The following is a 26,867-nucleotide window of genomic DNA, read 5'->3' as shown; positions in this document are numbered from 1 at the left end:
GAGTTTGGAAGAATACGCAATTTGCACAAATAAGAAGTGAAAATCAGGAGGTATTGAAATGCAGTTACTAACGCTGAACGGCAATTGGCGATTGAAACGAACCGACGAGCACGAATGGATCGACGCCGTCGTTCCCGGCTCAGTCTTCAACGATCTGCTTCTCGCAGGAAAAATGGAAGAACCGTATTATCGAGATAACGAAATGGACGCTCTGGCGCTGACGAAATTTGATTACGAATACCAACGAAGCTTCGAGGCGGACCCGAAACTGCTCGAGCGCGACACCGTCCTGCTCCGCTGCGAAGGTCTGGATACGCTATGCGAGGTATTGATTAACGGCGTACTCGTGCTGAATACAGATAATATGCACCGCACATACGAGACAAACGTCAAGAATCTGCTTCGGAACGGGCTAAACGAAATTCGAGTCGTCATCCGTTCAGCAACGCGGTTCGTCATAGAGAAAGACAAGGAATTTCATCTATCAAGCTGCGCCGACGCAGTGCCGGGCATCTCTCATCTGCGCAAGGCACATAGCATGTTCGGTTGGGATTGGGGGCCAAAGATACCCGATGCGGGCATTTGGCGTGACATATCGATTCTCGGCTATGATCAAGGCCGAATTGACGACGTCAACTTAACGCAGCACCATGAGGCCGGTGCCGTTCGGCTGGATGTCCGTATTGAAACGGAGCGATTGCTGCCGGACACCGAATTAACCGTGCGTGCCGTGTTAGAAGCGCCAGACGGTACTTTATTAGAGCACGAAGCAATCTCAGGTACTGCTAGCATATCGCTCAGTTTCGAAATAACGAATCCTCAGCTTTGGTGGCCTCGCAACTACGGAGAGCAGCCACTGTATACACTCCGGGTCATTTTACTGAGCGATAAGGTCGAAATCGATGGTCGAACGCTCCGAATCGGCTTGCGTACGCTTGTTGTCAGGCAAGAGAAGGACGAATGGGGAGAATCGTTCGAATTCGTCGTTAATGGCCGAAACGTCTTTGCCATGGGGGCCAACTACATCCCAGAAGATAATGTATTTGGCAGGTTGAGCCCTGAACGTACAGAGCGGCTGTTGCAGAGCTGTGCGGAAGCAAACTTCAACTGCATTCGTGTCTGGGGCGGCGGCTATTATCCCAACAATCAATTCTACGATGCATGCGACCGGCTAGGACTGATAGTCTGGCAGGACCACTTGTATGCATGCGGTGCCTATGACTTCAATGATGCCTTCCGTGAGAACATTCGTCAGGAGACTATCGACAACGTGAAGCGCATTCGCCACCATGCTTCTCTCGGCATATGGAGCGGAAATAACGAGCTGGAATACGCTTGGGCTAACTGGGGCTGGACGGAAAGATACGGCGAGAAGCTGCGTGATGCTTATCTGCTCCAATTCGAGCAATTTCTTCCCGAGTTGAATACGGAAATTGATCCGAACACGTTCTACTGGCGTTCGTCTCCGTCATCGTACGGAGGCATTGACGATCCCAACCTGGAAAACGTCGGAGATATGCACTACTGGGACGTCTGGCACGGCCGGAAGCCGGTTAACGAGTTTCGGACTTTGTTCCCGCGGTTTATGTCCGAGTTTGGGTTGCAGTCATTCCCGTCACTCAAGACGGTAGAGTCGTTTACACTTCCGGAAGACCGTAACATCTTCTCTTACGTCATGGAAGCACACCAGAAGAACGGCACCGGCAACGAGAAAATTCTCTACTATATCAGCGAATATTTCAAATATCCAAAAGACTTTGAATCGCTATTGTACGTCTCTCAGCTCATTCAGGCTGAAGGGATGCGTGTTGGCGTCGAGCACTGGCGGAGGAACCGCGGTCGATGCATGGGCGCGATTTATTGGCAGCTCAACGACATCTGGCCCGGAGCATCCTGGTCAAGCCTCGATTACTTCGGCCGTTGGAAAGCAACACAGCACGCTGCGAAGCGCTTCTTCGCCCCAGTGTTAGTCTCTGCTTGTGAGGAAGGGACCGACGTGTCGCTGCATGTAACGAACGATACGCTCGAGCGCTTCGAAGGACTGCTGAGTTGGCGTCTGCTCGATCGCCGCTCCGAAGTGATTCGAACCGGGGAAACGCCGGTGATTACGGATGCGCTCTCTTGCCGGGAAGTTGTCGCGCTGGAGCTCGGTACCGAGTTGGATACGCCGGACAAGCTGCGACAGCGTTACCTAGAGTTTACTCTGACGACTGACGGCCGGGAAGTGAGCGGCGGTACGGCTCTGTTCGTCAAGTCGAAACACTTCAATTACCTCGACCCTCGCATCACTGCTGAAGTCACCGAAGAGGAAGACCAATACGTCATAAGTCTAAGTGCAGATGCGTTGGCAAAGTTCGTGTTACTCGATCTGCGTGATGCGGACGCATCTTGGAGCGATAACATCTTCGATTTGTCAGCGTCGATCACGAAGCGAGTCGTGGTACCGAAGAGCAGCTTATCGACATCGCTATCGCTGTCGCAATTCCAGAAACAGCTCTGCGTCAGCAGCCTGTTCGACACTTACGTCTAAATGCACAAGTGACTTAGAAACGCCATTCCCTTCTTTGAACTGAAATGAATGGCCTCGTTATCGATAATTGCGGATTAGATGGTGGATAGCAAGGTATGTTGACAACAATTTAGCTGGTATAGCTTAGAAGATGCAGCTGCTCGCTCTGATCGGCTGCATCTTTGTCATTATTGAACTATTTCACATTTTTATCGCACCAGACATGACGTAACACCGGGAGTCATCTATCATTAACATAAGACTCAAACGGAGAGCATTCCCAACCTGCATGTGTTTGCGACTGGCAGCAGTTTCAATTTCATCTTTACGTCATCAATTACAAGAAAACGCCAAGGCTGAAGATTGCCCCAAGACGGTGCAAGAATGGCTTAAGAAAGGTTTAGTTCTTATTTCGTTAACCCGCAGAATTACTACCAAACTTCATTCTGAAAGTGGATTTGCTTACCGCATAAACGGATACCAAAATAAATGCTATTCCAGTTATGATCCCCAGTGTCAAGAAAGTTCCTCGAAGTGTCGAGACACCAAATAGTTGAATACCATTTAAAACGATTGGTGTAACGAACTGGCCTAAATATGTGAAAATAAGTAGCATTGAAATGGCCGAAGTAAGTCGACTTTTTGGCGCTGCCTCCATAATGCTCCCCATGAGCATTGGATAAACTAACCCAAACCCAAAACCTATTAAAGAAACACTCAAAATCACTAGGCTTAGCAAATGGGTTACGCTAATCATCACAAAGGCAACACCATATAGCAGTACTACGAGAGGAATAATGGCCTGTTTAAATCGTTTCGCCATAACTTTTACACACAAACCACCAATGAATATGGCCAATAGAGACACAGCAGTCACATAACCCGTTGCAGTTGCATTGCCGAATCCGTTATCAGCCATATAGACGGCTAGATTCGTGGGAATCGTATAATATAGGATGAGAATCCCTAATGTACCTAACGAAACCCAATACACTTTGGCAGGTAAGCGACTAGGCTTTTCTTGATTTGATAAAACAGTTGATCGTTCAGGCTTATCTCGAGGAATAAATAACAGAACGAGAATGGCAAGTATAACTGCATACGAATAAGTTAGGAATACGCCTCTCCAACCCAATGCAGCTATGTTTCCTCCTATTGACAGAAAAACAGCTCCGCCAAGTCCACTGACCGCTTGGATCAAACCGTTCATTTTAAACCGTTCATTCCCTTGAAAGTTTTCGGCAATCAGAGTATTCAACATTGTAGTTACGAGGCCAATACTTATTCCTAGAATCGCGCGGAATACTAAAATGCCAGTTACTGAATGCATGAATGCTGGTCCTACTCCGCCAATGATATATAGGATTAGTCCAAAGATCAGAATCGATTTTTTCGAAAAATAAGTCGAAATGAAACGTACAGATAAAAGAGACGGAACAACGAAAAAAGATGCGAAGGTTACAATGAGCTGAATCAGAACAGGGTTTGCATCAGGAAAATCTACCGCTATCAGATTAACTGCAGGGGCTGCGAGCAGTGGTGCTAAATTTGATGTTAAAGCAAGTGATAACAAGGCTATTTTAAATGCGTTATTCATAAATGTTTTCCTCTCCAAAAAAACTCATGGAAAGGACACATGGATTCGCGTCCCTTTCCATCGGTTTTCGTTATCTAAGCTTTTTGAATGTTCCTCGAATATCTTCAATTATGGCGGAAGGGTTTTCCCAAGCCATAAAATGCCCGCCATTTTCATGTGCATTCATATAAACATTGTTGAACCATTTGGAATCGGGACTGTTAAGGTAAGCTTGGACTCTTGTTTCCGTCGTAACACCAGGAGGATTCTCATAGCCAAGGAACGTCGTCCCGGTAGGTGCTTCAACAATGGGCTGACGATCATGGGAAGGACGCCATGGATACCGATTGGCGTTTGCATACATTCTCATCGTCATTTCGACACTGTTACTGAACCAATAAATCGAGACCATTGTCAATATTTCGTCTTTGGAATATAGGTTCTCAATGTTTCCATGCGCATCTCCCCACTTCAACCAGCGGGTCATAATCCAGGCGAGTAGTCCAACCGGTGAATCGTTAAGCCCATAAGCTAAGGTTGTGGAGTCAAGCATGTGAACGGCCACATGAGAAGCAAACCGACGTTGGAAAGCTAAAATACCATCGCGGATCTCATCAGGTACGCCTGCCGGTACCTTATTTCCTTCAGTTACGTCCCAAGGTCTTTCACTTTGGAACATATTGAGGCGGAGTCCGCGTCCGAGATGAATACCGTAAAGAGAGTCTGCGTATTTATGTCCTAGCTGACCTGTAACCAACGATCCGTAATCCGAGCCAGAGGCAGCATACTTCGTATGACCCAGTGTATCCGTCATTAGCTTATGGAAGAGATCGGCAATCTTCCAGAAATTCATGTCCGGTCTTTTGAGCGGAGTAGAGAATCCAAATCCCGGTAACGAAGGAATATAGACGTCAAAAGCATCTGCGGGATCACCGCCGTAAGATGCAGGATCAGTCAGCGGATCAATTATTTTGCTCATATGCCAGAAAGACCATGGCCATCCATGGCTAATGATGAGCGGAATGGGGTTCGGTCCCTTACCCGGCTTATGCATAAAATGAATTGGCACGTCTTCCACTTCGACACGATAATGTTTGTAAGCATTGATGCGTTCTTCCGCTTTTCGCCAATCAAACTGGTGAATCCAATAATCAACAAGTTCGCGCATATAGTCCGCGTTTATACCGTAATAATTATCCTCGTTCCCAGGATTCCCAGGCAGACGTGCGGCTTTCACACGAGCCATGAGATCTATTAGGTCTTCATCCGATACGTTTATTTTGATTTGATATTGATCAATGGACATTTTATTTCTTCCCTTCTTTGTCTTCTGCATATGTGAATTCCATTCGAGTCCGTTTAAGCTTGACTGTGCTGATGAACCATTTCCCATCCACTTTCACATAGGTCTCGTGATAGTGACCAAAGCCATGCATCATTTGAAACTTAGCCTTAGCACCCTCCGGAAATATAATAAGATCTTCCATCGCCCAAATGGCACGGGCATTCGTCAGAGAGGTCACTTCAATTTCCCTAGAAAAGAGATGATGAATCGGCTGCGCCGAACCTACATTTCCACCGATGGTTTCCTGTATCTCTTCACGGCCTTGTCGCTTACCCGTTAAATTTCCGGCAACATCATAAAACTCCATGTTCCCGTCTGGTGTAAATAGTTGTGCGAGATCGGCCCACCGTTTTTCATCAGCATAGCGAGCGTATCGAGCTTTCAGATTGCTGATTTCCTCGATGATTTCAAGCTTCTCAATTGTGTCCATAGCTTCTCCTCCATGAGTATTCTTATGTGCATTAATCTGTATATTTTAAGGGTATTATTAATTAGTGATGCCCATTTTAAACTATACAGTCTAAAATATTTATAAAAAGTATTCGATTATAGACTATACAGTGTAAAATAAACAAAAAAATTCAGTCTAAAATGGAAAGCGTTGTGGACACGATGCTTTCTAAAAGATGACGTTCTGGCTTTGTACGACCAAGAACCCTTAAACCCATATATGCATTAAGAAAGTAATCCGCTAGGTTCCTTGGATCGTACTTCAAAGTTAATTGGCCAGCCTCTTTTGCTGTAACAAGTATCCGGTAAAACGCTTCACTTGTCCTATCCAAACATGCATCGACTCTTTTCGCAACTTCTGGATCATGCTGAGCCATTTCGAGCGCAGCATTCACCGTAAAACAGCCCTTCCGATCCTGATCACAAACCGACTCATTCAAGAGTGCCTCAAAGAATGGTTGAATAATATCTTTAATATTCCCTTTTCGGTCCTCCAATTGTGCCAATCGCCAATCGTTCGTTTTTCCATAAAACCGAAGAGCAGCTAAATACAATGCTTGTTTGTCACCAAATGTATCATAAAGACTCTTCCTCCCAATTCCGGTGACGGCTAAAATATCGTCAATGGAGGTGGCATAATATCCATTTTTCCAAAATAACTCCATAATCTTTTTCAATACCTGTTCAGGATCAAACTCCTTTGGACGCGCCATATGAAATCCCAATCCTCCTTCCATTTGTTGATAAATGATCGCTGCAGTCGGATTCAAGTACACTTTCGGTTGCAACAAAGTAAACCAGCGTCATTATCTAACCTCAGGCATTGAAACCTACAATGATAACAGAATCTCTATCGAACATTCGATCTATGTTTTTCAAAAAAACCAGGTCGAAACTACTCGTTCCAACCCTTTTCTTGGCTTACCGCGTTCCAACAAGCGAGGATCGCTTGATCCGCGATATAATCTGTCAGATCTATCTGGTTTTGGTGATGGCCCTTAAGGAGATAGACTAGGGAGCCATAATGCATCTGTACCATTATATGAGGCTCAAGTCGAACGAACACGCCCTCATTAAATGCCTGCTGGTACAGCTTCTCGAGCGGACCGCACCATCCACCCTTGTAAGCCTCTAACTTAGACTCCTCGTAAATATAAGGCGAGAACGAGTACTGCTCTATAAACCGAAACCCTTTTGGGTACTTCATACCCAAATTGATTACGTTGCGCCATGCCTTGCGAAAACGCGTCTGAATAGCATCGGTCTCGTATATATCCTTCATTACGTACTGTCCGTTAAATTGTACGATTCCCTTGTACAACTCGTTAATGATGTCTTCCTTGCTACTGAAGTAGTGATAGATGTTCCCGGTGGAAACACCTGATTCCTTCGCGATCAATGACATAGACGTTGCTTGCAACTCCTTGTCTATAATCAAATTCAGCGTCGTCTCGAGAACGGCCTTCTGCACCTTGTTGTAATGCTCGAATATGCTCTCCGCCTCCTTTAGCTATATAGATCGAATGATCATTCTAACTTTAATACATAATGATGCCAAAGTCAAGCCAACTGTCGAGTTGTTCCGTTTGAAAGCAACTTCCATTATTATGGTTCGACATAGCCTTCTGAATGTTGTATAGAAGCTAAACAGCAACAGCCTAATGCTGGAAATCAGGTTTTAGACTGTCGCTGTTGCTTTCATTTCATTTCATTTATCTTAGTTTTTTAAACGTTGCACGGATATCTTCAACGATCGCATCCGGGTTTTCCCATCCTGTGAAATGCCCGCCTCTTTCATGGGCTTTCAGGTAAATTGGGTTATACCAAGCTGCATCTGGGCTGTCAAGGAACGCTTGAACGCGCGTTTCAGTAGTCGTACCTGGAGGGTTTTCACCTCCTAGGAACGTGATACCCATAGGCGCTTCAACGATCGGTGTACGATCATGGGATGGTGTCCAAGGATAGCGATTCGCATTCGTATACATACGAATTGTCATTTCAATGCTATTGCTGAACCAGAAGATGGATGCCATCGTCAGAAGCTCATCTTTCGTGTACTTGGCTTCGATGTTATATCCCGTATCGTCGCCCCACTTCAGCCAGCGTGTCATGATCCAAGCGAGTAATCCGACTGGAGAGTCGTTCAGTCCATAGGATATGGTCGCTGAGTCAAGCATATGAACGGCAACGTGGGAAACATACGTGCGTTGGAAATGAAGAATGCCGTCCCGGATATCATCCGGTACGCCAGCTGGAACCATACCACCGTTGGTTAGATCCCATGGACGCTCGCCTTGGAAGAGATTAAGCAGAATCGCATGACCCAAATGAATGCCATAGAGAGAATCTGCATATTTGTGACCAAGTTGACCTGTGATTAACGCGCCGTAGTCTGAACCACTTGCTGCGTATTTTTTATGACCTAATTCCTCTGTCATCAGTTTGTGGAACAGATCCGCAATCTTCGAGAAGTTCAGATCGGGCTTCGTAAGCGGCGTAGAGAATCCGAAGCCTGGAAGTGAAGGAATGTACACATCAAATGCATCTGCTGGATCGCCACCGTATGCCGCCGGATCTGTCAATGGACCAAGTACCTTGCTCCAGTGCCAGAATGTCCAAGGCCAGCCATGGCTGATAATGAGCGGAATTGGGTTTGGACCCTTACCAGGCTTGTGCATGTAGTGAATCGGAACGCCATCGATTTCCACTTTATAGTGATTAAACACGTTCATTGTATCTTCTGCTTTGCGCCAGTCGAATTCATTCGCCCAGTAGTCAACCAATTCATTCATATAAGTGGCATCGATACCATAGAATCTATCTTCATTCCCTGGATTACTGATCATGCGTGTTTCTTTCAAGCGTCTTTTGAGATCGGCAATTTGTTCATCCGGTACATGAATCGTCATTTTGTTTTGTTCCTGTGACATAATATATTACCTCCAAATTGTTTTTTTATTTATTTAATAAATTCCATTTTTACTCGAGTAATGTTCAGGGACTGGATGAACCATTCCCCCTTGATTTTTACGTAAGTGTCATGATAATGCCCATAGCCGCGAATGGATGAAAACTCCGCTCCCTCTGGGAAGATAATGTTATCTTCCATGGACCATACCGCCTTCGCCGTAGTGTCCGATGTGAAGTCAAACTCACGTGAGAAGATATGATGGATCGGTTGTGCCTCACCTACACTTTTATTAATGGTTTCTCGAATCTCCTCAGGGCCTCTCATCAGAACGAGCGGGTTCCCTTGCTCATCGTTGGCTGTAAAAGTTGCATCAGGGGTGAACAATTCTGCGAGCTTCGACCATTGCTTCTCATCTGCGTAACGAACGTAGCGAGCTTTAAGATTGCTAATTTCCTCGATAGCTATAAGTTTTTGAATATCGTCCATTCGGGTCTCCTCCATATTCGTTTTCATTTTCGTTTTCGTTCTCTTTACTGCACACTATTATGAATAAAATGCTCAGTCCAAGCATGTCGAACTGACGATGAAAGTAAACCGCGATAACGATACTTAAATCCTTTTCAATTAAGCAAGTTTACCAATTTCTCGCATCACCACCTTTCAGAAGGTTTATTCATTTTTGAATTGAACGTTCATTCTAATCTATCTAAAAAAAAGAATTGCGACACCATCTAACTCCTACTCAATCAGATCTAAGGATGCTGTCCGGATGGCGTATTGTAGCCTTCAAACGAAATGAATATCTTAACAAGGCTTATGGATCGAATGTTCATTCTATGCTGTAAACTAACTATAATCGTCTTACTTGATTTAGTCAACAGGTTATTTTATTTATGCGGCGATAATTTTTGAAAGAGCCTGTCAGTACTATTCTGCAACATCATTTGTACTTACTTTTCAATCAGCCTCTTACAGCTTATTCAAAACATACCGCACTCACTTCCTCTAACCGAACCGATGATAAGGTCGTATAGTGTGCTCAGGTCAATATAGCATTACGTCATTCGCTTGAAGATAAAGACCGCCCATAATAAGAGCGGGATACCAATTACACATACTGGGACAACAAACAGGCTCCATATTTTAAGAAACACTGTCATGAAGGTAGGCCCATGAATGAATAGGGCAATGATTAAAATAATTGGTACAACAATCCATACCATACGTTTCCAGTTTTCGATATTTAGCCATTGTGCCATTTCATAACTCGCTATAAATGAATAGGTCGATAGCTTGACTACAATACCGAATATGGAGATGAATATAAATAAAACATCTAGGTTCTGGATGAAGTCCATTATATCAATCGCTCTGATCAAAACGAAAAAGGGTGTGTTTATTTTTATGGTTAATTCAGGTCCTAGTACAACGATTAACATCATAACTGTTAATAAAACCATTATTGAAGAGACTCCAGCTGCACCCGCTGAACGCGATGGCACTTGCTTCGGATTGGTCATAAAAGATGTCAAAACCAATAATATAATCGCTTCTCCCCCAAGCAATGGGGCATGAGGAGCCATACTCTTTAAAATCGTTAGCCCGCCGTGGTCAACATAAACAGGTAGTAATCTATCTAATCTGATGTTTCCCAAATTAAAGATAATGCTTATAAAAATGAGTAAATAAAGCATCGCCCCTGCAATTTCACTAAAACGGCCGATATTCGTAATTCCCCCATATGTTAAATAAGCTGTTAAACACAATAAAATACCCATAATTACCCACACGGGAGTTTGCGAAAGCAAAATACTTTGTATAAAGTCGACTTGCGCACGAACAACTACAGCAGAAATTCCGATATAGACAAAAAAATACGGCAAGACGATGAGTCTTCCCAACCATTTGCCAAGAAGCTTCTGACTGACCTGAACCAATGTTTGATCGGGATGAAGAATAGCCAGCCGCGCAAGAAGAAACGTAACAGCCACTCCAACTGCTCCGGAGGCCAGCAGAGATATCCACGCGTCTTGTTTCACTAAGGATACAGTCGGAGTAGCCACAACTCCAAGCGCCATAATTATATTACTAGTGGCAACTATCCAAAAAAGCTGCGAGCCTTTTAGTTTCATCAGTCGTCCACTCCTCACCATTCAACCAATTTAGAATTTAATCGATTTATTGGTTTGACCAGGATCATCACACTTAACATTGAGACCAACCGAGATTTGAAGTCCAGAAAAGGTTCGGTCCCACTGGTCTTGATGAATTTTCCACTGCTTTGGAAGTTGATGATGGACTTTTTCCCCAAACCCAAATATGTCAATGTGATACTTTGTCTGTGCTTGTACGATAAGCTCCTGGATCTCGTGCTTTAATTTCATTTCTAGTTTCTCCTCAATGATTCGAAGATCCGCAGTTTTAGTCGGATCAAGGTTCGTATTGTTTTCGACAATGCTTCCTTTTCCCGTCAGTTCGATGTGTATCCGAATTTTATCCCCAGTCATTCGAGCTTTGATTCGACTGTGCAAAAATTTAAAAATGACACTTATATTTTGATTTTGCTGCTCGATGTAAGAGGTGTAAACAAAACTGTCTTGTCTGTCCTTAATCCAATTCGCATAGGCAGATTCCTGATTATCTAAAAAGGCTACCAATTTCAAACCATTATTTTTATTTAAAACAGCAGATCCGACGTATACGGGCATGGAAGAAGGCGATAAACTTATCGCTGGAACGATCGGCTGAATACCCTGACTCAATGAGTCCGCCAGCAAACTCCTAAAATAAGTATGTTTTAAATGTAATATTTCCTCTTGCCGTGTCAGTGACGTTTGAGTAAATGGGTCAAATATCGGACTTGATGATAGAATATCCTTAGCTACTCCGTCTTTCACAATAAATACTTTAGAACGCAACTCTGAACGGGGATTACGGACGATCTCGTCGAGCAAGTTTCCGATGCCATGTTCGGCCATCTTCTGTCCGATTAAAATAATTTCACGGTGTCCAAAAAAAATTTCTCTTGGAAGTTCCCTTTGCATATTATTCAACCTATCATAAATATTTACGCCATTTGCAGTCATCGTCCGAAAACCCTTATTATTTTTTTCGCCCCCTCCTATTTGTTGTCCACCAGCACTTGCGGGTATTGCAATTTGGGCAGTAAGCAGTATCCGCCCACCTTCCTCGTAATCCCACCCTTCTCCCAGATTAAAGGCGAGTCGATCTGGTTCTCTCAAATTCCAGCAGCCGGTTGTTAATAACAAAATGAACAACACGCTAAGCTTTCCTACGATTTTCATGCTGATTCACCTATTAGTCTGATTTGGATTTTGTAAGCTTGCGGGGGGATCGTGCCAACCAATCCTTGAGCCATCCATTCACAAGTGGCGCAACTGGTGTGAGATAAGGGGTACCAAACGGACTGAGCCGGGTCAGATGAATCAAAATCGCAATCATCCCCGCCGCCAAGCCAAACAAGCCAAACATTCCACTCAGAAACAATAGCGGAAATCGAAGCATGCGTAATGGGAATCCAAATCGATATCGTGGAACGATAAAGGAAGCGATACCAGCAAATGATACAACGATTACGATTGGTGCCGAAATAATGCCAGCGCTTACAGCAGCCTCTCCGATCACGAGTGCTCCGACAATGCTCACGAGAGGACCGATGGTTCTTGGCAATCGGATACCAGCTTCCCTTAGCCCTTCAAAAATTACCTCCATCATAAACACTTCAATGACTGTTGGAAAAGGTGCATTTTCTCGAAGGGAAGCGATACTGATCATCAATTTTGTTGGAACCATCTCCTGATGGTAATTTGTTAGTGCAATATACAGAGCAGAGGAAATAACACCCAAGCAAATAAATATAAAGCGAAGCAAACGAGTCATAAATACATATAGAGCACGTTCATAATAATCATCAGGCGCATGAAGTCCAGTCCAGAACGTCATTGGGACAAGTAGCGCAAATGGAGTACAGTCTGTCAAGATTGCCACTTTACCCTCCAACAAACCGGCGGAGATAACATCGGGTCTTTCACTGTTCAGCATCTGCGGAAATGGAGTGAAATGTGAATCTTCGATCGATTCCTCAATATACCCGGATTCAAGAATCGCCTTGGTTTCGATTTGGCTTACCCGATATTCGATTTCTTCCAACAACTGAGGTTGAACAACACCTTCAATATAGGCAATGACGACATCCGTTTTCGTTAACGTACCGATCGTAACGGACTTCATTTTGAGTTTTGGTGTTGTAATTCTTCGGCGAATCAAAGACGTGTTTGTTCGCAGGTTTTCCGTGAAGCTTTCTCTTGCTCCACGAAGCGTTGGCTCGGCAGAAGATTCTTCAATCGAGCGGGTCTCAATTTGTCTGATATTGGCCAAACATGCGGCATCTTCACCATCGGCCAGAATGGCGATGCTTCCTTTTAAAATATGTTCTGCCGTTGCCTCGAATTCGGAAAGTTTAGTGATTTGCATAACAGAGAATAGTTTCTGTTCACACATGAACGCAATACTATCAATAGCTCCAAGGCCTTGGGGAACTCCTTCATAGATTAAAGGCTTGAGGACGTTGGATACAAAAGTTTCAGTATCGATCATACCATCAACATAAATCATGAGTAGTTTGTTTTTTTCATTAATCGTAAGCTCACGAAAAACAACATCGGAACAATCTTGAAACATGATTTTAAATATCCGTTCGTTCTCCACAATATTTTGACTAAGTTTCTGTTTTGTCTGCTCAGCGGATAATTTTTGATTGCATTGTTCGCTATTTTTTGAAATACTCGACTCACGCCAATTCATAATCGGTACGACCCCTCCGTTCCTCATGTTAGCGCTGTTGCCAAAGGTCAAGCACCCCATTTTACTTCTACAATCTTTTCCATGAACACTGATATTTAAACATCTAATATTAGTTCGAGAGAGGATTCAGTTTACATCAGCAACCCAACGGATTCGCGCTGTATCGAAGGATGATCGAGCCGGAAAGTATATTGGATTACTTAAGAGCATTCAGGGATTACGGCGAATTCTACTTCACGAATTCCAAAAGTGGGCAATGAGGTCAGGTGGCTGTCGCTCATTCACGTATGCTTAAGAAAGCTACTTTATCTTACCTCCTTCTGGAGGAATGGATGCTGCTCTTATTCTTGCCCGAAACGCGTTATGTTAGCAGGTTTGCGCGCAGCAAATATGGAAACTAAAACAAATGCTGCTCCCGTTATAACCCCAAGCGTTAGGAAAGTTCCTCGCAGCGTTGACACACCAGCTAGATGAATAACGATTAAGACGATGGGAGGAACGAACTGACCTAAATAAGTAAAAATGGACAATAGTGAAATGGCAGAAGTAAGCTTCTTTGGAGCTGCATTCGAGATGCTCTCCAAGAAAACCGGATAAGCAAACCCAAATCCAATACCAAATAAGCAGACGCTTAACATCACCAATCCCAGCGTGTGAGTTGAGCTGAGTATTAAGAAAGCCAAAGCATATAGCAGTACTGCGAGTGGAATGGCGGCACGTTTCAGTATTTTCACCATCCATTTTGCGCTAGTACCTCCAATAAACAGACCCAATAAAGAGATAGCCGTCACATAACCTGTAGCAGTCGCATTTCCAAATCCGTTATCTGCCATGTAGGCAGCAATATTCGTGGGGACCATAGAATAAAGAGTGAGAATCCCGAACGCACCTAACGAGACCCAATATACTTTGGCGGGTAATCGACTTGGCTTTTCTTGCTTTTTGTTCACTGCTATATGTCGTTCCGGTTTATCCTTGGGAACAAATAAAAGAACAAGTATGAAAAGTATAATGGAATAGGAATAAGCCAAGAAAACTACTCTCCATCCCATGGCTGATAGGGATCCAGAGATCAACAGAAAAGCAGCTCCGCCTAGACCGCCGATTGCCGTGACTAAGCCGTTCATTTTGATACGTGCATTCCCTTGGAAATTTTCAGCAATCAACGTATTCGTCGTCGTAAACACAAACCCCACACCCAAACCTAAAATAGCGCGGAATACCAAAATGCCCATCACAGAATGCATAAATGCAGGCCCTACTCCGCCGATAACATATAGGATCAGCCCGAAGAGTAGAATGGATTTTTTCGATAATTTAGAACTGACGAAGTTCATTGACAGCAAGGATGGAATGACAAAAAACGACGTGAGAGTGATGATGAGTTGAATCAGGAACTGGCTCGTATCAGGAAAATCATTTGCAACTAGATTTAGTGCAGGCGCTACGAGTAGTGCTGCTAAATTCCCTGTTAAACCCAGCAATAATAAGACTGTCTTATAACTAGCTTTCATGATGAGTCTTCCTTTCCCATTTGAATTAGATAACTTTTCTTGGAGGTCAAAAGAGGAACGTTCAATCCATTCAATAGACCGAACGTTCAATCTATTCATATAAAAAAAATATCACTCTTTCTCCAAATTATTCTGTGACACCTTTATTACATGTTTTTTGTCTCCGGATGACAGCATATCGAACGTTCATTCTACTATTACTTTTTTAATATATGTTTATTCTTTGATTTAGTCAAATGGTAATTTTATAGTTTGTTACCCCGTCTGAATAGAAGGTAGCGCTGCACTTCCATAAATGGTGCAAAAAGGACAACAAACGCATACATCACTTATTGTTGAGGCGATCATTGATTGTCGTTCTTGCAGTGATTTTTGATTATTTATACCGTCTAGCTTTTCCTTAATCAAAGAATTCAAGATATGATCATCTATTAACAATAGATAACCAGGCTCTTGGTTTGGTCAGCGAGCAGAAAATCGTGGATAACATTTTACAAACAGTTATGATATTTTTTCTTGACATCCCCTAATTATGAATTATGTTCTACATTTATGGATATCCCGACAGTACAATTAACGATGGAATGGCTTCCCTCCATGTTCGTTGGTATACTTCCACTTTTGTAACCTATGTAGGATCAAAACATAATAAGAGTCCTCTAATATCATAATCATATTCATAAGATCCACTAATGTTTATGCTATAATATTTTTGTTGCGGCTTTGTATTGAGCTTTGTATCTAAACCCTGTATTCGACGATAGTCACGCCCAAAATGCACAAGAATTCACTTACCGCGACTTTGCGTGTTTTTTTAAAAATGTAATTGCAATGAAGGGAATAATGAGATTATGTTTTCGGCCACATATTTATCCAGAAATGCTCTTCTGTTGTGGAAACTCTTTTTCGCACTAAAGCTGATTGCGAACCTCGCGGTAACAGGGATCGTTTATTATCACACATCGACTGCGTTCTTCTGGAGGCTTAGCTTTATCGGTCTTTCGATAGCCGTTTTTTTGTTTGTTCGGTTTCTTTTACCTAAAGCCAATTCACACAAGAACGTATTGATACGAGTCCTGATTCTTGATTTTCTGGTTTCGGCAGCTTACGGCTACGTCTTTATCGGAGGACAAGTTCCTAATCAGCTACTAGTTGGCATAACAGCGTTAGCCATTCTTATGTTACAGAAGAGCTTCCGATCCCTCGTCTTCACTTGCGTGACGCTTCTCTTAGTCTACCTTGCGATCATGATCGCCATTGATTTGCACTTATACAATCGACTGGACGCGATCAGTTACTTTATAACATGCTCCTTTATTCTTTTTGCTAGCATCGTGTCCGTATTGCTTCAATTCTACCAACGCGCTCGTCAGGATGTTATTCACTTGTACACCCACTTGAAGGAAACCCACGAAAGGCTCCAGGAATATGCTCTTCAGGCGGAAGAATTAGGAGCGGCCAGGGAGAGGGTCACTATCGCGCGGGAGCTGCATGATTCGGTGGGACATCAATTAACAGGACTGATCGTACAGATGCAAGCGGCCCGCAAGCTTAGACTAGTAGGTCCAGAACAGAGCGAAAAGATCTATGCGGAATGCGAGGAATTGTTGCGAGCTTCCTTGCAAGAGATTCGGTTAGCGGTACGAACGATACGGGACGAACCTGTTCAATCGATATTTCTGCCTGAGAGTCTGAAGAAACTGGCGGAAGAATTCACGAAGTACGCGGAGGTCGAGACAAGGTTTTACCTGAAAGGTGATCCGGTTCCGCTACCGGGCGATCTTCAGCTTACCGCATACCGCATCGTCCAAGAGTCGCTAACGAACGCGAAGAAGCATGGGCGGGCCAATAAAGCCTCCATTGAATTGCTCTACGATGCGAGGCAGCTTTCGATGTTGATAAGCAATGACGGGGTGCTGCCGGGTAAGCTGAAGCCAGGTTTTGGCTTATTGAGTATGCAAGAAAGAGTAAAAGAATGGTGCGGTGCGGTTTCTTTCGGGGAGAGAGGAAACAATGACTTTGCTGTGAAAGTGAGTCTTCCGTATCCGGTACTAGCCGTGGGGGCAGAACAATGAGGATTCTCGTGGTGGACGATCAGAGGCTCATGCGCGAGGGGTTGGCGACGATTTTGAATTTGGAACCGGATATGGAGGTAATCGGCACTGCGGCAGACGGGAGAGAAGCTTATACCAAAGTGATAGAATGTCGTCCCGATGCGGTGTTGATGGATATTCGGATGCCGGGAATGGATGGTGTGGAAGCCTCTGCGCTCATCCTCAAGCATTTTCCAGAGACCAAAATACTCATCCTAACCACGTTCGACGACGAGGAGCTTATCCTGCGGGCGTTGGAGCATGGGGTGCACGGCTATCTGCTCAAGGATATGCCCTCCGAGGCGATCGTCAGTGCGATTCACACCGTTTGCAACGGAGGAACGGTTCTTCAGCACGAGATTACGTCGATGCTGCTGAAGGGGTTGAACAAGAGTCCTGAGGGAAGCATGAGGCAATTCCCCTCTTTTTTGAAGGACGAGAACGAAGAACTTGCCAGCTTGACAGAACAAGAGAAGAAAGTGCTGGCCTTACTTGCGGATGGCTTGAACAATAAAGAAATCGCGAGTTCTCTTTTTATTAAGGAAGGCACCGCCAAGAACCATCTGTCCAGCGTGATGGCAAAATTGGGGTTGCGTGATCGAACGCAGGCGGCAATATTTGCGGTTCGCCGTCTTCCTTAAAGCAAAGGCATTACTTTTGGCATAGAGCCTACCTTGAATATTCATGACGGTTCGCACATTTACGTAGCTGCTGTCCTTGTTACAATCATATTTAGTCGGAATACTCCGATTGATAATGGACAAGGGAAGGAATATGCGCTATGAAAGAGGACTTTATATTTCATGTACTGAACGACCAATACTCCAAGCTTCTGGAGTTTGCGGAAAGATGCCCGGTAGATGCGCGGAATAAGGTGCCGGACGGCTTCAACAATACGATAATCTGGCATTTAGGACACGTTCTCGTCTCCACAGAGCTTCATATCTTGTATTTATCCGGCAATGCACAAGAGATGACACTCCCGGCTGAGTACATGGTTTATTTCGGTTACGGCACGAAACCTTCAGATTGGCAAGACGAACCTCCACAATGGGAAGTATTGATTGACCAACTGATTGCACAGCCTTTGCAACTGCGGAAATGGCTACATGAAAAGATCGAACAACCTGTGAAGGAAAACTTCTTTAAAGCCGAAACGATAGGAGATCTGGTCGTCTCCACGGCGCTTCATGCCTCTTACCATGTTGGCAATGTCGCCGCCATGTTGAAAGCATTGAAGTAGAGTAATCCCATGAGAATAAAAGTAGACCAATGGCGATTCTCTATTCAAAACAAACTGTTATTCGTAACTCTAGCCATTCTCGTTGTGACAATGTTAACGATGGCTGCTATGAGCCTATGGGTAACGGCACGTGAGAGCGATTTGCAGATGAGGGCGAACCTGCGTAACACGGTCAAAATGGCTTCCGAGGTTATGGTAGCATTCGAAGATTCAGCGCTGAAAGGATCGCTCGACAGGGAGACCGCGCAGGAGCAAATGAAAGAGATGCTCCTAGGTCCCAAGCAAGCGGACGGATCGAGGACGATCAACACGAATATCGATCTCGGAAAACACGGTTACTTCTTTATACTTAACGATAAAGGTGATTTGCTGGCGCACCCTTCGCTGGAGGGACGAAACCTCTATAATCAGCAGACGAGCGATGGTTTTTATCATATTCGGGATATGCTTAGTAAGAGCGGACAACAGGACGGCGGCTTTACCGTCTACAAATGGCCTCTTCCTGATAACTCTGCAGAGGCCATGAAAATTGCCTACTCACTGAAAGATTCGAATTGGGGATGGACCCTCGTCGCGGGATCGTATATTCAAGACTACCAGGCGGGGCAAAAACGTATCGTGCAAGGCACGTTGTATACTCTAGTCGGCTGCTTAGTGGCCGGTGCCGTCGTTATTATTCTGTTTGCCATGCGGATCTCCAAGCCGATCGTATTGTTGAACCGACAGGTCAAGAAGATCGCGGAAGGCGATTTGTCGCCAAACGATAGCGAAATCATTCAGAGCCGGGACGAGATCGGCGACTTGTTCCTCTCGTTCACCATGATGCGTGACAGTCTACGAAGTATGACCCGGGGGCTGCTTGATCATGCCGCCGCCTTGTCATCGGCCTCGCGAGACCTGTCGGCGACTTTCTTGGAGACGACGGAAGCGACGGACAGCATCTCCGCCTCCGCGCAGGAGGTTGCTACTAGCAACGATACGCAAAAGAGAAGCCTGCGGGAAAGCACGCTCGCCATGGTGGAATTGGCGGAGGATGCGCAGCGCATAGCCGCTTCCTCTTCGCTGGCTCATGAGGCTTCTCTAACTACATTAGACCATGCGGAACAAGGCAATGAGCTCATTATTCGATCTTCTGAGCAGATGGGGGCGATAACTTCCACCGTGGAGGACCTGTCTTCCATAGTCAGCCGACTCTCCGAGAGATCACGTAATATTGGAGAGATTGCTGAAGCGATGGGCGAGTTGTCCGCGCAGACAAACTTGCTATCACTGAATGCGACTATCGAAGCGGCAAGAGCCGGGGATCAGGGCAAAGGTTTCGCCGTCGTCGCCGGTGAGGTGAAAAAGCTGGCTGAGCGCTCGCAACGATCCGCCATGCAGGTGGCGGAGCTGATCGGCGATACACGCGGAGATATCGACACCGCCGTTGCGGCCATGGGCAAGGGGGAACGCGAGGTAACGGTCGGAGCCCAACTCATTCAACATTCCGGCGAAGCGTTCAATCGCATCCTATTAGCCACGCGCGGCGCCGTTCACCACGTGCGTCAGACCTCTTCGGCTTCTGAACAAATCTCCGCGAGCTCGCAGGAGTTTACCGCGTCATTGCTGGAGATCGACCATATGGCGGAGCGTTCCAATGATCTGGCACAGGGAATTTCGACTGCCGCTGCGCAAAATTTCGCCGCCATGGAGGAAATTTCGGCCTCGGCCGACTCAATGAACCGAATCTCAGAGGACATGCTTCGACTGGTTCAACGGTTTAGGTTGTAAAGAGAGATTCGTTGGTCTAATGATCATGATACTGGGAAGCGGAGGTTTTGCTCATGAGCACGAGACTATACTTGACGCGCCATGGAGAGACGGAATGGAATGTGGTCCATCGCATGCAGGGGGAACTGGACTCCCCTTTAACCGAGCTAGGCGTACGCCAAGCTGAAAGCCTAAAAGTCGTCTTGGATAAAGTGGATATAGATATGATTTACTCAAGTCCAAGTCCGCGGGCGATGCGAACCGCCGAGATCTTGCGAGGAGCAAGAGAAATTCCACTGACAGCATCCGAATCGCTTATGGAGATGAGATTCGGGATATGGGAGGGACAAGTCCATTCGGAGGTTCAAGCTCATTACCCCAAGCAATGGGATCGGTTCTGGAATAACCCAGAAGAGTTCGCGATCGCAAATAGTGAAACGTATACTCAAGTGCAAACGAGAGCGTTAAACCTGCTCAATGATATCATTCGGAAACACTCCTCGAAGTCGTTGCTGATTGTTACTCATACCATCGTCATTAAGCTACTCATGGCGCATTTTCAGGGAACTGACATGAAGCATCTATGGAAATCGACTGAAATCGAACCTGCTAGCTTATCTAGGGTCGACATCTCTGGTCAAACTGCCAAGATCGTCATGCATGGGGACATCAGCCACTATCCATTCTCGTAATGTGGGGTTGCGGCGCAACAAGTTGCTCACCATCCTCTGACGGTGCTGCAACATGGGTTTAGATCGACTACAGCATTTAGAACTAGCCTATAAGTCGATAATGGATAACCAAATTAATTAGGATTTTCGAGTACAGTACGACCAATTCAGATTGTCGTCTCTTCGGATATCACGGTCAATGATTATTGAATAATAAAAAACATACACACCTCGCAACCGCGAAGCGTGTATGTTTTTGTCCATTCGAACGTTCAATCCGTTTCAGCCGCTTCAAAGAATACATCCTCTGATGATCGTCCCCATGATTAATCCTATTTAAGCAATGAGGACTTTATATGGACGAAATTCGGATTCCTCTAGTCACCGCCGTGCCAGCGAATACCGTCCTCGAAACCTCCGAATTAATTATTAAATAGCGCCAAGTGAATTATTAAAAATTTCCACATCGGTGCAAGCCGTTAAGCGGATGCCCTCATTCACCTCCGTTATACGTTCGAAGCCGGGCACCGTCAAGACCACATTGTTTCTGAAGCTCAACGTGTGGGCGCACTTGGCGTCCAAGAGCCGTGCTTGTGACATAAGAAAGAGATTTTCTTCAATCCGAATATTGCGATGGACTGGCGATTCTGGATCGATCTCCTCGTTTTCCGGCACAATGGAAATAACCGCCAGCTCGCTGCTCCCGCATTCGATGAATCCGTTCTCCCGAATCAGTAGATCCTCCACCCGGCCGGACTCGTACCACGACGCCGCATCGTCGGCGACAAGTACGGCGCTCATCCGCATCCGCTCGAATACGTTGCGCGCAATAACCGTCCGCTTGCGCGTCGTCGCCAGCACGCCTCGTGTAGGAATGCGGGCGAAATAGTTGTCCATGATTTCCACTTCCGGTGTCCATGTTGCATTCTCCACGACATCTCCCTCCTCAATGCCCTCCGGTGGGCTCGCTTCCAAGGTAAGCAGCATCACGCGAGGCTCGATCAGCTTTGCATCCATTACCCGGGTGCTGCCCGAAGATACAAGCGAACGCTCCTTGATCCATTCGATGTCGTCGCCTGCATGGAAGGCTTCGAAGCCGTACGTTTGCGGATGCATGAACCGAACGAGAACCTGATTGGCGGACGGAAAGCCAACAATGCGCAGATGTGTGCCGTGCACGTTGATGGCATCGTCATGAGCACCGACAAAACGGCTGTTCTTAATGAAGATCCGGCCCTTGCAGCCGGACAGGTGCACGAAATCCGCAAACGCCGCAACTGTCCGGCCCGTCTCCGGACGCGGGGACATGTCGAGTCGGTTGAAGCTCAGATTGTCGCTGAACTGGCCTACAATGCCAAGTCCATGCATGAAATGGACGTCAATTCGCTCCAGATGAATGTCGCGGCTTCTGTGAATGAACGCTCCCGCTTGGTCGCGGATACCGTCCCGCGCCTGCAGAATCCAGCCTTCGGCAATATCGGGCAACAGCTCGTAGTGAAGCCTGATCCTCCCCGGATTCAGCTCTTCGGCGCGGAGAGCTTGCTTGATCACGTTAGCGATTCGCCATGTCGAATTGCTCGCTTTATCAAAGACTTGCATGGGACCGTCCCGAAAACGCCAGCCGTCCCCAATCCAGCACAGCAAACCTTCCCTAATCTCGTATCGGGAGTCTGAGTGTACACAAATGTCCAAATAGGCGCCGGTATCCGCATTCTCCACCGTCTTCTCAACTTTCATCTCTACGACCGTCGGCCAGGCGTAATCTAACTTCAGATTGCAAATCTCGATGCGCTCACAATCGTCGATCACGAGCATAGTCATTTTCCCGTGGAATAGGAAGAGAGCGCCGCCGCCGTCGAGCACAAAGTTGTTCAGGCCTTTCAAGCAGATCCCAATCGTTTTCACCGGATTCGGATTTTCCGTTTCGCTGGCCGTATTAGACATATAGTAGACGGCTCTTTCGGCGGATTCGGCATAAAAATCATACCGTCCCGGTTCTACGACGAGCGTCACAGCCGTCCCGCTTATCCGCGAGGCCGCTTCAATCGCGCGTTTCATCGCAGGCACGGCATCTTCTCCCGAGTCCGGCTTGCCGCCAAACTGTGCAAATTCAAGTTTCACCGTACTGCTGTCATTTACGCTTGCTGCTGCCATACAACCTCCCTCTCCTCACACCAACAACAGAATTGCCTATCTATTTACATTAACTCCAAAATTACAGGAACATGTGGCTCCAGCTTGATCCGAATCGATCCGTCCTCGGCGGTATAATCATCATAGAATTCGCGGCCGTCTTTCGTTAGACGATAGGCTTGATACTTCTTCCCTTGCCAAGTCCGCGGAAGCGTCCATGCTCGTTCGCTCCCGTGCCTGCTGTATGCATATATCCGATTATCCATCGGGATGAAACGGTCGTCGTTGTCCGCAATCACAAGATCTCCACAGGTAACCGCGAGACGATTGGCCCCTTTGTCCGCCTTCATCGTTACACCGTCGCCGAACCGCATCATAACGTTGTGTTCATCCTCGCGCATTTCGACCAGTTCCCTAGCCAAATAAAAGCGGTAAAGCATCGAGCCCAAATAGAGGATATCCACGATTTGATTCCAATTCGAATCAAAGGAGGCCGATTGAACCATCTCGCCTTCGAGTCGGGTAGGCTCGCCACGGTACAAAATATCTGCATCGATCGAAGCGCCTTTGCCCCATGCGATCGCATTCATGTCCACGCTGCCTCCGCCGACGATTTTCCCGTGATACATCTGGGTCGGAGAGAAATGCCAATATGCGCTGAATACGCCCGCATCCTCGATTGGCATGCCGTTCTGGCCTTCCGTGGACACGTCAATCCCTCTTTCATTGAAATACGTGATAATCGGTTTCATTCCGCAGACAAGCTCTTCCATGGGGCCGATGTAGCCGTCGCCGTCCCAGCTTGCATTGGTGTTGCGGAATGCATCGAGATGCACCGTCCGTGCAACGGGCACGAGCTTAAGAAATTCGTCCAGTCGAGCAAACGCATGACCGCTCTCCACATCCTTTGTATGCGAAATGTGGTACACCCGCTGATCCAAATCCAGCCAAACGCGCGCCGCGCCGTCCGGATCGCGGCTCAAAATATCCGGATGCCAGTCCGGGGAGTCTTCATAAGCATCGTCAACGTTTATGTGATAACTGACCGTACACGCGTATTCCTCCTTAGCCGTTCGAACTAGCTCCACCAACTCTTCGCGCGCTCTGTCCGGATTTACGGCAAGCTTCGGATTAATCCGGTTCAGCGACGGATAACCTGTATCGTGACCGTCAAATTGCCAGCCGACCAAGTAAACGATTTGAGGAATCCCCCCGGTAATATGGTGGACTTGACGTATAATGTCCAGCGTTTCCTTGAAAGTTGTAAGAACGCCCCGTTTTCTCTCCGCACAAAACACTTTGTACCAGATCGCTTCCTTGTAGATCGGGTTTGCATCCGGAAACTGTCGGTTCATCCACAGCTGATAGTCGCATTCATCCGCCTTGCCATCGCCGTTGACGTCTGTCAAAAAAACAATTCTCATCTCTAGAGGCTCCATAGCTTGGCCGCGCACGCGATATTGGTACGTATTCAGAGTAATGTCGTACGCTTCCGACCGCTCCGCGTATTGGCTGCCGCCCGAAACTTTGCTGAGCAGCGGGATGACCGGATAGTTGGTGTGCACGAAGCAACAAAGCTCGCCATTAAACAAACAGGTATGCATCGTCGGTACATCATGGCGGTCGGGAACGGCATCGCCGATTTTATCCTTGATCTGCTTTCTATCGTATAACCCTCTGCCCCCGCCGGGTATCAATTTCCAGCTTTTCGGATGAATTTCGGTCCGGGCATATGAGAAGCCATCGTTGGTGCACCTAAGCAAGGGCTGATCGACCCAATCGATCCGCTCCAGCCACTGCGTGGCATCTTCTTTCACTTGCAGATGCACGGATACTTCGCTTTCCTCTAGACGGTAGATGACCGATAGTTTCACATCATTGCTTTTTAATTTCATATCGTAAGAGACCGTTGACCGCTCTGAAAGCTGTCTGACCTCAATCTCCCATTCATCCCAAGACTTCACGCTTCCGTTCAAGGACCATTTTCCTTCCGGACCACTTCCGTTCATCCCGATGCCGGTATCCTTGTGCACATACCGCCTGATCCCCGGCCAATCGTACAACTCCACTAATAAATGATCATTCTCCAATAGAAACATACCATGGCCTCCCGCCTAACGACAAAGGAGAGGAACGAATCAAACCCGCCGCCCCTCCCCTTGGTCATATCGATGTCATTGCTTGCTTTATTTTGCTATATTGTCGGCATACTGCTTCGTATATTCTGCCTCCAGCTTGGCAATCCCGAGCTCTTCCGACTTGTCCAGCAAAAAGCTGAAGACAGATTCGAACTCTTCTTCGGTTTCAGCGAATACGAGCTTTGTCAAATAGTCGGTTCTCAGGTTATTTATTTTCGCCTCTATGATGCCAAGCTCGCTTGCGCTGTCGAGAACAAAATCGAATTCAGGGAAAAATTTCATCTTCGGAGCCATCAATTGATCATAAGCCTGCTTTTCCTGATTTTGGGGGTCCCAGAACACGGAGTTAGACACTGCCCAATTCGCCACTAGTAAAATCGGCTCGCCTAGCCCCGCCTGCTTCCAGGTACCTCCCCAATCCTCATTCAACGAATCACTAAAACCGGTTGTAAATGTCGGTTTTCCTTGCTTAAAATAGTTATTTGCCACCGAATTGTCATAGTAGAAGTGTGGACCGTTCTCCAAGTCTACAAACCCCTCTTTCCCCGTCCCCTCAACACCGAAGAAAAAGTCAGCCTGTCCTTCTTTTGAAGCCGCATATTCCAATAATTTCATCGTACGCTCAGGATTTTTGTTGCTTTTCGGAATAACAAGTGCCATCCATCCTTTAGGAATGGTCGGATACATATAGCTAGAAAACGGCGAAAGCATTTCAAAGCTGGTATCCGGATTGTCCTTTGGAGGTGTATTATTCTTCGCTGCCGAGTTCAACGCGGAAACGATAACATCGCCTGCTGCCACCTTTTGCGCGGTAACTTCTCCGGTATTAACGAACGATTCCTTCGTCAGCAATCCTTTGCCGGCCATCGTAAAGGCGAACTTCACCATTTCTTTCCACTGCGGATCTTTGATTTTGTGTTGAACGTTATCGCCGTTTAAATAATAGTCCGCGATTCCGAATTGAGGCAGGAACCAGCCCAGATCGTTCGAATGCTGCCCTTTGTCGCCCAGGTAAGGAATTTTGTCGGGATGATTTTTAGCCATTTGCTCAAGCGCGGCCAAAAATTTGTCCGGGCTTGAAGTGTCAGGACGGCCAATCTCATCGTAATAATCTTTGCGGACGACGAATTGCGGCAGCCAGACAGGAGCCAGACCGGCGTTTAGCTTCGCTTCATCCAAATACTTTGTCGTTTGATAGCCAGAAATGAGCTTATAGGTTTTGCCGTCTTCTTCCTTGAAATTCGCAAGCAGCTCCTCGCCGTATTGCTCGTTCAGGATGCTGCGCAGGTTCGGTGCATATTGCTCGATCAACTCATCCAAAGAATACAAATAATTGCCTTCGACTAATTGCTGCAGCATCTTGTTTCCTCTGTCGACGACCATAATGTCCGGCAAACTGTTGCTTGCGATCATGAGCGAAATATCTTTGCCGTCGCCGTCGTCTTGTACCGGCTTTTTGACATTAAAGCTGATTCCGGTCTTTTCCGTAATCCTCTTCGCTCCCGCACCAGTCCAATCGCTGTACCAAGCCCGATCGGAATACAAATCAAGTGTCAACGGTGAATCGCCGGCTTGCCCATTGTCCGCAGGCGGTTCAGCCGATGTTTCTGGCGTCGCGACCCCGTTGTTATTGTTTGCGCATCCCGCGAGCACTGAGATTAGCAGACTGGCAATCAGCAACGCAGACAAGCTTTTAAACGATTTTTTCATT

General features: G+C 46.2%; 20 protein-coding genes and 1 pseudogene. 6 read left to right on the top strand and 15 right to left on the bottom strand.

Features of this window, described 5'->3' with window-relative positions; translation table 11 throughout:
* Positions 1 to 58 precede the first annotated feature (58 nt).
* On the top strand, positions 59 to 2,530 hold the full coding sequence (locus tag AB4Z29_RS18020) for a beta-mannosidase (RefSeq protein ID WP_441944403.1): 2,472 nt from the start codon (positions 59 to 61) through the stop codon (positions 2,528 to 2,530).
* A 275-nt stretch (positions 2,531 to 2,805) separates the two neighbouring features.
* Here the strand turns inward: AB4Z29_RS18020 and AB4Z29_RS18015 are convergent.
* The 12 genes and pseudogenes from AB4Z29_RS18015 to AB4Z29_RS17960 all read right to left on the bottom strand — a co-directional run.
* A pseudogene (locus tag AB4Z29_RS18015) lies at positions 2,806 to 2,898 on the bottom strand (nitroreductase family protein); the annotation flags it as partial.
* A gap of 26 nt (positions 2,899 to 2,924) precedes the next feature.
* Complete coding sequence (locus tag AB4Z29_RS18010; RefSeq protein WP_441944402.1) at positions 2,925 to 4,106, bottom strand: MFS transporter; 1,182 nt, start codon at positions 4,104 to 4,106, stop codon at positions 2,925 to 2,927.
* A gap of 70 nt (positions 4,107 to 4,176) precedes the next feature.
* Complete coding sequence (locus AB4Z29_RS18005; protein ID WP_441944401.1) at positions 4,177 to 5,391, bottom strand: epoxide hydrolase family protein; 1,215 nt, start codon at positions 5,389 to 5,391, stop codon at positions 4,177 to 4,179.
* Position 5,392: 1 nt separating this feature from the next.
* Entirely contained in the window at positions 5,393 to 5,860 is a 468-nt protein-coding gene (locus AB4Z29_RS18000; RefSeq protein WP_441944400.1) for a nuclear transport factor 2 family protein, read from the bottom strand.
* Between the two features lie 151 nt (positions 5,861 to 6,011).
* A complete protein-coding gene (locus AB4Z29_RS17995) occupies positions 6,012 to 6,593 on the bottom strand; it encodes a TetR/AcrR family transcriptional regulator (protein WP_441944399.1) in 582 nt (193 codons plus the stop codon).
* Between the two features lie 182 nt (positions 6,594 to 6,775).
* Positions 6,776 to 7,351 carry a TetR/AcrR family transcriptional regulator gene (locus AB4Z29_RS17990; protein WP_441944398.1) on the bottom strand — a complete coding sequence of 192 codons (576 nt, stop codon included), beginning with the start codon at positions 7,349 to 7,351 and terminating at the stop codon, positions 6,776 to 6,778.
* A 241-nt stretch (positions 7,352 to 7,592) separates the two neighbouring features.
* Positions 7,593 to 8,810, bottom strand: coding sequence for an epoxide hydrolase family protein (locus AB4Z29_RS17985; protein WP_441944397.1), 1,218 nt, complete (start codon positions 8,808 to 8,810; stop codon positions 7,593 to 7,595).
* A gap of 29 nt (positions 8,811 to 8,839) precedes the next feature.
* Entirely contained in the window at positions 8,840 to 9,277 is a 438-nt protein-coding gene (locus AB4Z29_RS17980; protein WP_441944396.1) for a nuclear transport factor 2 family protein, read from the bottom strand.
* A gap of 569 nt (positions 9,278 to 9,846) precedes the next feature.
* Entirely contained in the window at positions 9,847 to 10,923 is a 1,077-nt protein-coding gene (locus AB4Z29_RS17975) for a GerAB/ArcD/ProY family transporter (protein WP_441944395.1), read from the bottom strand.
* A 30-nt stretch (positions 10,924 to 10,953) separates the two neighbouring features.
* Positions 10,954 to 12,096 carry a Ger(x)C family spore germination protein gene (locus AB4Z29_RS17970; RefSeq protein WP_441944394.1) on the bottom strand — a complete coding sequence of 381 codons (1,143 nt, stop codon included), beginning with the start codon at positions 12,094 to 12,096 and terminating at the stop codon, positions 10,954 to 10,956.
* 13 nt (positions 12,097 to 12,109) lie between these two features.
* On the bottom strand, positions 12,110 to 13,615 hold the full coding sequence (locus AB4Z29_RS17965) for a spore germination protein (RefSeq protein ID WP_441944393.1): 1,506 nt from the start codon (positions 13,613 to 13,615) through the stop codon (positions 12,110 to 12,112).
* A 341-nt stretch (positions 13,616 to 13,956) separates the two neighbouring features.
* On the bottom strand, positions 13,957 to 15,129 hold the full coding sequence (locus AB4Z29_RS17960) for an MFS transporter (RefSeq protein WP_441944392.1): 1,173 nt from the start codon (positions 15,127 to 15,129) through the stop codon (positions 13,957 to 13,959).
* Between the two features lie 890 nt (positions 15,130 to 16,019).
* On the opposite strand from AB4Z29_RS17960, the gene AB4Z29_RS17955 reads away from it, so the two are divergent.
* The 5 genes from AB4Z29_RS17955 to AB4Z29_RS17935 all read left to right on the top strand — a co-directional run bounded on the left by AB4Z29_RS17955 (position 16,020) and on the right by AB4Z29_RS17935 (position 20,906).
* Positions 16,020 to 17,204, top strand: a complete 1,185-nt coding sequence (locus tag AB4Z29_RS17955) for a sensor histidine kinase (RefSeq protein ID WP_441944391.1) — start codon at positions 16,020 to 16,022, stop codon at positions 17,202 to 17,204.
* Positions 17,201 to 17,863 carry a response regulator transcription factor gene (locus AB4Z29_RS17950; protein ID WP_441944390.1) on the top strand — a complete coding sequence of 221 codons (663 nt, stop codon included), beginning with the start codon at positions 17,201 to 17,203 and terminating at the stop codon, positions 17,861 to 17,863. Before AB4Z29_RS17955 ends, AB4Z29_RS17950 begins: the two co-directional genes overlap by 4 nt.
* A gap of 140 nt (positions 17,864 to 18,003) precedes the next feature.
* A complete protein-coding gene (locus tag AB4Z29_RS17945; protein WP_441944389.1) occupies positions 18,004 to 18,465 on the top strand; it encodes a DinB family protein in 462 nt (153 codons plus the stop codon).
* Between the two features lie 9 nt (positions 18,466 to 18,474).
* Positions 18,475 to 20,235 carry a methyl-accepting chemotaxis protein gene (locus AB4Z29_RS17940; RefSeq protein WP_441944388.1) on the top strand — a complete coding sequence of 587 codons (1,761 nt, stop codon included), beginning with the start codon at positions 18,475 to 18,477 and terminating at the stop codon, positions 20,233 to 20,235.
* 53 nt (positions 20,236 to 20,288) lie between these two features.
* Complete coding sequence (locus AB4Z29_RS17935; RefSeq protein WP_441944387.1) at positions 20,289 to 20,906, top strand: histidine phosphatase family protein; 618 nt, start codon at positions 20,289 to 20,291, stop codon at positions 20,904 to 20,906.
* A gap of 408 nt (positions 20,907 to 21,314) precedes the next feature.
* Here the strand turns inward: AB4Z29_RS17935 and AB4Z29_RS17930 are convergent, their stop codons facing one another.
* From AB4Z29_RS17930 to AB4Z29_RS17920, 3 genes are all read right to left on the bottom strand, one after another.
* On the bottom strand, positions 21,315 to 23,039 hold the full coding sequence (locus tag AB4Z29_RS17930) for an alpha-1,3-galactosidase-related protein (RefSeq protein ID WP_441944386.1): 1,725 nt from the start codon (positions 23,037 to 23,039) through the stop codon (positions 21,315 to 21,317).
* Between the two features lie 44 nt (positions 23,040 to 23,083).
* Positions 23,084 to 25,117 (bottom strand): endo-alpha-N-acetylgalactosaminidase family protein, encoded by a 2,034-nt coding sequence (locus AB4Z29_RS17925; RefSeq protein ID WP_441944385.1) that lies wholly within the window; start codon positions 25,115 to 25,117, stop codon positions 23,084 to 23,086.
* A gap of 87 nt (positions 25,118 to 25,204) precedes the next feature.
* Positions 25,205 to 26,866 carry an extracellular solute-binding protein gene (locus AB4Z29_RS17920; RefSeq protein ID WP_441944384.1) on the bottom strand — a complete coding sequence of 554 codons (1,662 nt, stop codon included), beginning with the start codon at positions 26,864 to 26,866 and terminating at the stop codon, positions 25,205 to 25,207.
* Position 26,867: the final 1 nt, after the last annotated feature.

Origin of the sequence: Paenibacillus sp. 2TAB23 (genome assembly GCF_052115165.1) — a bacterium.
In the GTDB taxonomy this organism is placed as follows: Bacteria; Bacillota; Bacilli; order Paenibacillales; family Paenibacillaceae; genus Pristimantibacillus.
Note: the sequence above shows the minus strand (reverse complement) of the source record. Positions and strands in the feature narration are given on the sequence as shown.